This window comes from Hansschlegelia beijingensis, assembly GCF_045505405.1.
Lineage (GTDB): Bacteria > Pseudomonadota > Alphaproteobacteria > Rhizobiales > Methylopilaceae > Methylopila > Methylopila beijingensis_A.
The window spans coordinates 1-5,296 of sequence record NZ_JBJKEX010000213.1; the positions used below are offsets into that span (position 1 = coordinate 1).

Annotated in this window: 3 protein-coding genes and 1 pseudogene; all 4 read right to left on the minus strand. The window is 70.4% G+C overall.

The window, feature by feature from the left end; translation table 11 throughout:
- On the minus strand, nucleotides 1-419 hold a 419-nt coding region (kdpC, locus tag ACIKT0_RS12555; protein ID WP_407105665.1), incomplete at its 3' end, for a K(+)-transporting ATPase subunit C.
- A gap of 156 nt (nucleotides 420-575) precedes the next feature.
- Nucleotides 576-2,612, minus strand: coding sequence for a potassium-transporting ATPase subunit KdpB (kdpB, locus tag ACIKT0_RS12560; RefSeq protein ID WP_407105666.1), 2,037 nt, complete (start codon nucleotides 2,610-2,612; stop codon nucleotides 576-578).
- Nucleotides 2,613-2,752: 140 nt separating this feature from the next.
- Nucleotides 2,753-4,462 carry a potassium-transporting ATPase subunit KdpA gene (gene kdpA, locus ACIKT0_RS12565; RefSeq protein WP_407105667.1) on the minus strand — a complete coding sequence of 570 codons (1,710 nt, stop codon included), beginning with the start codon at nucleotides 4,460-4,462 and terminating at the stop codon, nucleotides 2,753-2,755.
- Between the two features lie 532 nt (nucleotides 4,463-4,994).
- A pseudogene (locus ACIKT0_RS12570) lies at nucleotides 4,995-5,296 on the minus strand (oxidoreductase); the annotation flags it as partial.

The window sequence follows — 5,296 nt, forward strand, 5'->3', positions numbered from 1 at the left end:
TGCGCCTCCGCGGAGGCGGGCGAGATGTCGGGGTCGAGCCCGGAGCCCGAGGCCGTCACGAGATCGGCCGGAACGGGGCCCGCGAGCCCGTCCTCGCTCCGCGCCTTCGCGACGTCGCCCGCGATGCGCTCGGCGAGCGCCTTCGAGGTGGGCCCGAGATTGGATCCCGAGGAGGAGTTGGCGTCATAGCCGTTCTGGCCGGCCGCAGAGGGCCGCCCGTGGAAGTAGCGCGGGCTGGCGAACGCCTGGCCGATCAGGGCGGAGCCGACCAGCTGGCCGTTCCTCTCGATCATCGAGCCGTTCGCGGCGGCCGGAAAGGCGACCTGCGCGACGCCCGTGATCGCCAGGGGATAGGCGAGGCCGAGCAGGAGGGTGAACAGGGCCATCAGGACGATGGCGGGACGAAGCTGGGCGAGCATGAGGGTGTCCATTCCACTGAGCGACGGGGCGCGCGACGCGCTTCCGTTCGTCGTCCTCCGGCTTGACCGGGGGACCCACCTCGGACGTCGAGTTCGACGCGCGACGTGGATGGTCCGGTCGAGCCGGACCATGACGGCGGGGGCTGGGTCAGGCGTTTAGGCGAGCCCCAGCGCCGAGACGCCGAGGTCCACGAGCTTGATGCCGACGAAGGGCGCGACCAGGCCGCCGAGGCCGTAGATCAGCAGGTTCCGGCGGAGCAGCGCCGCGGCGCTGGACGGCGTGTAGGAGACGCCCCTCAGCGCGAGCGGCACCAGCGCGACGATGATCAGCGCGTTGAAGATGATCGCCGACAGGATCGCGCTCTGCGGGCTGCTGAGCCCCATGATGTTGAGCGCGCCGAGCGGGGGGTAGAGCGCGACGAACATCGCGGGCACGATCGCGAAATACTTCGCGACGTCGTTGGCGATCGAGAAGGTGGTGAGCGCGCCACGCGTCATCAGCAGCTGCTTGCCGATCCGCACGATCTCGATGAGCTTGGTCGGGTCGCTGTCGAGGTCGACCATGTTGCCGGCCTCGCGGGCGGCGACCGTCCCCGTCTGCATCGCGACGCCGACGTCGGCCTGGGCGAGCGCCGGCGCGTCGTTGGTGCCGTCGCCGCACATGGCGACCAGCTTGCCGCCCTCCTGCTCCTTGCGGATCAGCGCGAGCTTGGCCTCCGGCGTCGCTTCCGCGAGGAAGTCGTCGACGCCCGCTTCGGCCGCGATGGCGGCGGCGGTCATCGGGTTGTCGCCGGTGATCATGACGGTGCGGATGCCCATCGCGCGAAGCTCGCCGAAGCGCTCACGGATGCCGCCCTTCACGATGTCCTTGAGGTGGACGACGCCGAGGATGCGGGCGTCCGCCGCGACCACGAGCGGCGTTCCGCCCGCGCGGGCGACCCGCTCGACGATACCGGCGAGCTCCGCCGGAACCTCGCCGCCGAGCGCCTTCACATGAGCGATCACCGCGTCGGCCGCGCCCTTGCGGATCTTGCGCGCGCCGATGTCGACGCCGCTCATGCGGGTCTGCGCCGAGAACGGGATGAAGCTCGGCTCCAGCGGCCCCAACTCGCGGCCCCGCAGGCCATACGCCTCCTTGGCGAGCACGACGATCGAGCGTCCCTCCGGCGTCTCGTCGGACAGGCTCGCGAGCTGCGCCGCATCCGCCAGTTCGCTCGGGCGCACGCCTTCTAGCGGCAGGAACTCGGAGGCTTGCCGGTTGCCGAGCGTGATGGTGCCCGTCTTGTCCAGCAGCAGCACGTCCACGTCGCCCGCGGCCTCCACCGCGCGGCCCGACATGGCGAGCACGTTGAAGCCCACCAGCCGGTTCATGCCCGCGATGCCGATCGCCGAGAGCAGTCCGCCGATCGTGGTCGGGATCAACGTCACGAACAGCGCAAGCAGCACGATCACTGGCGCCGCGCCGCCCGAATAGGCCGCGAAGGAGGGAATGGTGACGGTCGCGAGCACGAAGATCAGGCTGAGGCCGGCGAGCAGGATGGTGAGGGCGATCTCGTTCGGCGTCTTCTGCCGCTCGGCGCCTTCCACCAGCGCGATCATGCGGTCGAGGAAGCTCGAGCCTGCGGCGGCCGTGATGCGGACCTTGATGCGGTCGGACAGCACCTTGGTGCCGCCCGTCACCGCCGAGCGGTCGCCGCCGCTTTCGCGGATCACCGGGGCGCTTTCGCCCGTGATGGCGCTCTCGTCCACGGTCGCGACGCCCTCGACCACCTCGCCGTCGCCGGGGATCAGGTCGCCGGGCTCGACCAGCACGAGGTCGCCGACCCTGAGGACCGGGGCTGCGATTTCCTCATAGCCTCCGCAGTCGCCGACGAGCCGCTTGGCCAGGGTTTCCGACCGCGTGCGGCGGAGCGCGTCGGCCTGCGCCTTGCCGCGCCCTTCGGCGACGGCCTCGGAGAAGGTCGCGAAATAGACGGTGAGCCAGAGCCACGCCGCGAGTTGGCCCGAGAAGGCGGCGTCGAGGCCTGAGAAGAGGTCGCGGACGAACAGGATCGTGGCCACGAGCGCCACGACCTCGACCGCGAACATCACCGGGTTCCGGATGAGTTCGCGCGGATCGAGCTTGCGAAAGGCTGAGCCGAGCGCCGGGCCGATCAGGGCCGGATCGAGCAGTGAGGCGGGTTTTTCCGACATCGGTTTGGTCTCGAATTGCGCTCCCCTCGAGCTCCCGGGCCTGAGCCGGGGGCGGACGCGCGGCGGCGTCGGAGGAGCGGGAATGGGGGCGTTGCGCTCGAGGTCCCGGCTCGGCGCCAGGACCTGTCGGGAGGCGCGGCTCAGTAGGTTCGGCCGGCCGCGGTCGCGAAGGCGTCGGCGATGGGTCCGAGCGTCAGCGCCGGAAAGTAGGTGAGCCCGCCGACGATCAGGATCACGCCGATCAGCAGCCCCACGAACAGCCCGCCATCGGTCGGGAACGCGCCCACTGAGGGCGGCAGCCGCTTCTTGCCGCCGAGGGAGCCCGCCACCGCGAGCATCGGCACGATCAGAGCGAACCGGCCGATCATCATTCCGATCGCGAGCGTGACGTTCCAGAACATGCTGTTCGCGCTCAGCCCGCCGAAGGCCGACCCGTTGTTCGCGGCGGCCGACGTCGTGGCGTAGAGCATCTCGGAGAAGCCGTGCGGACCGCTCTCCTGGAGCCCGGCCAGCCCGAGCGGGCTCACCGCCGCCACCGCCACCGCGATCAGCGTCGCGGCAGGCGAGCAGAGCAGCGCCAGCATGGTGAGCTTCACCTCGCGCGCCTCGATCTTCTTGCCGACATACTCCGGCGTGCGGCCGACCATGAGGCCCGCCACGAACACGGCCACGATCGCGAACAGCAGCACGCCGTAGAGGCCCGCGCCGACGCCGCCGATCACGACCTCGCCAAGCTGCATGTTGATCATCGGGATCAGGCCGCCGAGCGCCGAGAAGCTGTCATGCATGGCGTTGACGGCGCCGCAGGACGCGGCGGTCGTCATCACCGCGAACAGAGCGGACAGGGCGACGCCGAAGCGCACCTCCTTGCCCTCCATGTTGCCGCCCGCGGGATCGAGCCCGAGCGCGACGTGGATCGGATTGGCGGCTGCCTCGGCCCAGTAGACGAGCCCGACGCCGACGAGGAACAGCGCGCCCATCGCGCCGAGGATCGCCCAGCCCTGCCGCTCGTCGCCGACGATGCGGCCGAAGACGTTGGTGAGCGCCGCGCCGATCGCGAAGACCGAGACCATCTGGATGAGGTTCACGAGCGCAGACGGGTTCTCGAAGGGATGCGCCGAATTGGCGTTGAAGAAGCCGCCGCCATTGGTGCCGAGCATCTTGATCGCGAGCTGGCTCGCGACCGGCCCGAGCGCGATGGTCTGGTCAGCGCCCTCCAGCGTCTTTGCGGTCACGTAGGAGGACAGCGTCTGCGGCACGCCGAGCGCGACATAGACGAGCGCAAGCACGACGCAGGCCGGCAGCAGCACGTACAGCGTGGAGCGGGTCAGGTCCGTCCAGAAGTTGCCGACGCCTTGCGCGGACCGCCGCGCGAAGCCGCGCACGAAAGCCACCGCGACCGCCATGCCGGTCGCGGCCGACAGGAAGTTCTGGACGGTGAGCGCCCACATCTGTGAGCCGTAGGACATCGTCGCCTCCCCGCCATAGGACTGCCAGTTCGTGTTGGTCACGAACGACACGGCGGTGTTGAGGGCGAGGTCGGGAGCGAGCCCCGCGAAGCCCTGAGGGTTAAGCGGCAGCGCGCCCTGCAGGCGGAGCGCGGCGTAGACCGCGAGGAAGCCCACCAGATTGAAGGCCAGCATCGCGAGCGCATAGGCCAGCCAGCCCTGGTCCTGCTCTGGCCGGACGCCGGCGAGCCGGTAGAAGCCGCGCTCCACCGGCGCGAGCGCCGGATGAAGAAAGGTCCGCTCGCCGGAGTAAAGGCGGGTGAGGAAGCCGCCGAGCGGGCGGACGAGAAGGAGCACGATCACGCAGTACAGCGCGATCTGCCCCCAGCCATTCAGGGTCATGGGTTTGAGTCCGTTGGGCGGTTCAGAACCGTTCGGGCCGCAGCAGCGCGGCGAGGAAAACGGCGGCGACCGCGAGCGCAGCTGTCGCGCCGAGCGCCGCGTCGAGCAGCGGCAGGCCGAGAACGGTCATCGCCGTCACAGCCGCACGCAGGCGCGCGCATAACCTGCGAGCGCGCCGAAGGCCGCGACACCGGCCGCAAGCATCAGGATGTCCGTCATCGTTCCAGGTCCCGTCGCGGCGGGGTCGCCGCTTCGGGTACTTGGCTTTGCAGCGCGTTGGGCTTGGAGAGGGCGCTTCGCGGTCAGGCGTTAAGGCCGCGTTGGGACAGCGGCGCGGCTGCGTGGACCGACGCCGGCTCCTCGTCCTGGGCCGGTCGAACCGCGTCCAGGATCTCGCGCGATGTGCCGAACCTCCGCGGATCGGCCTTGATGGGAGACGTCGCTCTGCCGACGACGCCGTCCCGCTTTCAGAAGCGGCGGGTCCAGGCGCCGGCGATCGGGAGAAGTCTTCGATCGCCGGCGTTGCTGTCTGTTACTTCCGCACGTCCACGATGGTGCGGCCACGAACCTGGCCCGCCAGGATCGCGTCGGCCAGCGCCGGAAGGTCCTCGAGGCCGACCACGGCGGCGGCGTCCGCCATGTCGTTCTCGGTCAGCTCGGCGGCGAGCCGCCCCCAGGCCTCCTCGCGCCGCGCGAGCGGGCACTGCACGGAGTCGACGCCGAGCAGCGCGACGTTGCGCAGGATGGTTCGGTCCTGCGCTTCAATTTCCGCGGAGTGGGCCGCAGCCAGGGCTCCTTCGACCACGGCTCGGGCGAGCTTTCGGACGCGGCGTC